A 4,307-nucleotide genomic window follows, 5' to 3' on the forward strand; every position below is an offset into this window, starting at 1 on the left:
ATAGTCGAAAATAGAAAAACGATTTTAGAAGAGTTGGATTGCGATAAAACATTATTAATTAAATCCAAAAATAAATGCGCCAAATATATTAATGAAATTACAGATCGCAATGCAAGTGGCAATAACACACAAGAGGCTCCTGAAAAACCGTATGCAAAGGCTCTAAATGCTCTAAAATACGATGAAATAATGCAATCGACACGAAAAAGCGCAAACTTGCTGTATGGCTTCATCATGCTACTAGTCGTTTATTCGCTTACAAAAACCGCACGTAAAAACTCGGTCGTGCCTAGCTAGCGGTTTATGCCGCTATTTGCGGCAATGAAGCGAACAAGCCTTTTTAAATTTTGCTCGCTTCTTAAAATTTTGGCGGTACATTTATTTTAGATTTTGCCGTTTGCGATAACAGACAGGTAAAATAGATAAAATTAGCCGTCTCTTAATGTATCAGCTACGACCATCCACTCTTGCACGAGCCTTTCAAAACTAAAATTTGCATTTGCAGGGCTTGTGGACGGTAGTTTGATAGGCTCTCTGCCCGTTGCATTTAAAATTTGAGTTTTTAGATATTTTTCGCAGATTTCGTGCGCCTTGCCGCCGTTGGCGAACACCTGCACGACGCGCGCTCCGCTAAAGATCGGCTCTAAATTTGCAGGCTCGACGGCAGTCATTTTGGCGTCGCTCGAGCCCTTTATCTCGCAGCAGATCGCCGCGTCGTAGACGGCGATGCCGCGGGCGAGCAGGAATTTTATCTTTTCATCCGTGCTCGCAGGCGGCGGCGCGTTTAAAATTTGCGCCAGCATCCGCCAAAAGCGATTTTGCGGATTTGCGTAGTAAAAGCCGAATTTACGAGAAACGACGGAGGGAAAGGAACCGAGGATCAAAATTTTAGAATTTTGATCGAAAATCGGCTTAAAAGGATGGGTTTGCTTCTCGCTCATCACGTGCCTTTTAAATGTTTTTAAAACTAATGCCGCCAAATTTATCCGCCATTTTCGTTCCTTAGATTATACGAATTTTGGTATAAATTTTAACCAAAGCAGCTCAAATTTCGCCGCTCAAAGTAACTCGCGAAATTTATTAGAATTTCGGGAGAAAAAACAAATTTGGTCGTTAATTGGCGACTAAATTTAAGGGCGCAAAATAAAATCTCATATGCCGAATTTTATTAAATTTAAAGGCAGTTTCTCCTGTCCGTCAAATTCGGACGAGAGAAATTTGCGCCCTATTCGGCACTTTGGGCAGTCTCCGCGCTAGCCTCGACCTCATCGCTAAAATCAGCCAAGCTTAGGCGTTTTAGCTGGCGGTAGCGTCTTTGCGCGTCGGCCTTGTTTTTAGCTAGTAGCTCGTCGGCGTGCTCAGGGTTGGTTTTCTTAAGCGAGTTGTAGCGAACCTCGTTTAGCAAAAACTCCTCGTAAAGCGACCAGTCAGGCTCTTTTGAGGTCATTTTTAGCGGGTTCTTGCCCTCTTTGATTAGGCGCGGATCGTAGACGTAGGTCGGCCAGTAGCCGCATTTGGTCGCGAGCTCGCCCTGATCGCCCGAGAGCGCCATACCGCCCTTGATACCGTGCGCGATACACGGCGAATACGCGATCACGAGGCTAGGCCCATCGTATGCCTCGGCTGCGGCGATGGCTTTTATCGTGTTTGCCTGGCTGGCGTTTGAGTTGATCTGCGCGACGAAGATATTTCCGTAGGTCATCGCGATGTAGCCTAGGTCTTTTTTTTGCATCGGCTTGCCGCTAGCGGTAAACTGCGCTATCGAGCCCGCGCGGCTGGATTTTGAGCTCTGGCCGCCGGTGTTTGAGTAGACTTCGGTGTCAAGCACGAGCACGTTTACGTTCTCGCCGCTAGCTAGCACGTGGTCAAGCCCGCCAAAGCCGATATCGTACGCCCAGCCGTCGCCGCCGATGATCCACTGGGATTTTTTGACGAGATATCTTTTTAGCTCTAAAATTTCTTTTACGCCCTCTACGCTTAAATTTTGCTCCAAAAGAGGGGTCAAAATTTTAGCGATTTGAGTCGTTTTCTCGCCGTCATTTTTGTGCGTGATCCAGTCGGAGTATAGCGCGGCTAAGGCGTTTGGCGCGGCGTCTTTGGTGCGTAGCATGACGTCTTCGATACGGTGGCGCAGAGTCTCGACCGCGACGTTCATACCCATGCCAAACTCCGCGTTATCCTCAAACAGCGAATTTGCCCACGCTACGCCCTTGCCCTCTTTGTTCGTCGTATAAGGCGTCGAAGGCGCGCTACCGCCGTAGATCGAGCTACATCCGGTGGCGTTTGCCACTATCATGCGGTCGCCGAACAGTCTCGTCACAAGCCCTATATAAGGCGTCTCGCCGCATCCGGGGCATGCGCCGTGAAACTCAAATAACGGCTGAGCAAAACCAACGCCCTTGACGCTTTCTTTACTCATCAGATCGTCTTTGTAGGTTACCTTTTTAAACAAATAATCCGCGTTTTCCTGCTCGTGTCGCTCCATCTCCTCGGCTAGCGGCACCATGACGAGCGATTTTTCCTTGCTCGGGCAGTTTTGAGCGCATAGCTCGCAGCCCGTGCAGTCAAGCGGGCTAACTTGGATTTTATATTTTAGCCCTTTTACCTCTTTGCCTTTGGCGTCTAGGACGTGATCTTGCACGGTTTGCGGAGCGGCGGCGAGCTCGTTTTCATCGATGAGAAACGGCCTGATGACCGCGTGTGGGCAAACGAAGGCGCACTGATTGCACTGGATACAGTTTTCCTCGATCCACTTAGGCACCATCACGCCGATACCGCGTTTTTCGTAGGCCGTGGTGCCTGATTTAAAGTGTCCGTCCTCAAAGCCCACAAACGCCGAAACAGGCAAATTATCGCCCCTAGCGGCGTTGATAGGCTTAACGATTTTTTCTATAAATTCGTCGCCGACGTATTTTTCCTCCGCGCTCGCGTCATCCCTCAAATTTAGCCAGCTAGGATCAACCTCGACCTTAACCAGCCCGTCCGCGCCCATATCTATAGCCTTGTAGTTCATCTCCACGATCGCTTCGCCCTTTTTGGCGTAGGCTTTGTGCGCGTACTCTTTCATGTATTTTTGCGCGTCGGCAAACGGTATGATGTCTGCGAGTTTAAAAAACGCCGACTGCATGATGGTGTTCGTGCGGTTTTTTAGTCCGATCTCGCGAGCTAGCTTCGTGGCGTTGATGATGTAGAAATTTACCTTTTTAGCGGCCAAAATTTTCTTTACTTTATTTGGCAGTTTAGCGACCGTCTGCTCGGCGTCCCAGATCGAGTTTAGCAGGAACGTCCCGCCCTCGCGGATGCCGTCTATGACGTCGTAAATTTCAAGATACGCCGCGACCGAGCAGGCTACGAAGTGCGGATTTGAGACGAGGTAGGTCGAGCGGATCGGGTTTTTACCAAAACGCAGGTGCGAGCGCGTGTAGCCGCCTGATTTTTTGCTGTCGTAGGCAAAATACGCCTGCGCGTAAAGCTCGGTTTTATCGCCGATGATTTTGATGGAGTTTTTATTCGCTCCCACGGTACCGTCCGCGCCAAGACCGTAAAATAGGCACTCTTTCACGCTTGCGTCGCTTAGCGAAATTTTCTCGCCGACTTTTAGCGAGGTGAAGGTCACGTCGTCCTCGATACCGACGGTAAAGCCGTTTTTAGGCCCCTCTAAATTTAAGTTTTCAAAGACGGCTAGCATTTGCGCAGGATCGACGTCTTTTGAGCTTAGTCCGTAGCGGCCGCCTACGATAACGGGCTGATTTTTGCGTCCGTAAAACGCCGCCTTGACGTCCAGATATAGCGGCTCGCCTAGACTTCCAGGCTCTTTCGTGCGGTCTAGCACGGCGATCTTTTCTACCGTCTCAGGCATCACGTCAAAGAGATATTTCAGGCTAAACGGACGGTATAGATGCACTTTTAGCACGCCTACTTTTTCGCCCTTTGCGCGTAGGTGATCGACGACTTCTTCTAGAGTTTGCGTGACCGAGCCCATCGCGACCACGACGCGCGTAGCGTGCGGATCGCCGTAATAATTAAACGGTCTATAATCGCGTCCCGTGATTTGTGAAATTTCTTTTAAATACTCGGCCACGATATCAGGCACCGCGTCGTAGTAGCGGTTAGCTAGCTCGCGCGTCTGGAAGTAGATGTCGTCGTTTTGCGCCGTACCGCGAGTTTTCGGACTCTCGGGACTTAGCGCCTCGTCTCTAAATTTTTGCAGCGCCTCGCGGTCAAGAAGCCTATCAAAGTGCGCGTAGTCAAGCACCTCAATCTTTTGTATCTCGTGGCTCGTGCGAAATCCGTCGAAAAAGTGCAAA

General features: G+C 49.5%; 2 protein-coding genes and 1 pseudogene. 1 reads left to right on the plus strand and 2 read right to left on the minus strand.

The annotated features are described in order from the left end of the window. Nucleotides 1-297, plus strand: a pseudogene (locus Q0338_RS04025) (hypothetical protein); the annotation flags it as partial. Between the two features lie 131 nt (nucleotides 298-428). On the opposite strand, the gene Q0338_RS04030 reads toward Q0338_RS04025, so the two are convergent. After that, the gene (locus Q0338_RS04030) at nucleotides 429-941 is read right to left on the minus strand and encodes a DNA-deoxyinosine glycosylase (RefSeq protein WP_298085635.1); all 513 of its coding nucleotides are present in this window, start codon (nucleotides 939-941) and stop codon (nucleotides 429-431) included. A gap of 284 nt (nucleotides 942-1,225) precedes the next feature. Beyond that, on the minus strand, nucleotides 1,226-4,307 hold a 3,082-nt coding region (nifJ, locus tag Q0338_RS04035), incomplete at its 5' end, for a pyruvate:ferredoxin (flavodoxin) oxidoreductase (protein ID WP_298085636.1).

The sequence above is a fragment of the uncultured Campylobacter sp. genome (genome assembly GCF_938018145.1).
Taxonomy (GTDB): domain Bacteria; phylum Campylobacterota; class Campylobacteria; order Campylobacterales; family Campylobacteraceae; genus Campylobacter_A.

Excerpts from the sequence above, each read along its gene's own strand:
- Q0338_RS04030 (WP_298085635.1), bottom strand. The coding sequence starts at position 941 with ATGAGCGAGAAGCAAACCCATCCTTTTAAGCCGATTTTCGATCAAAAT.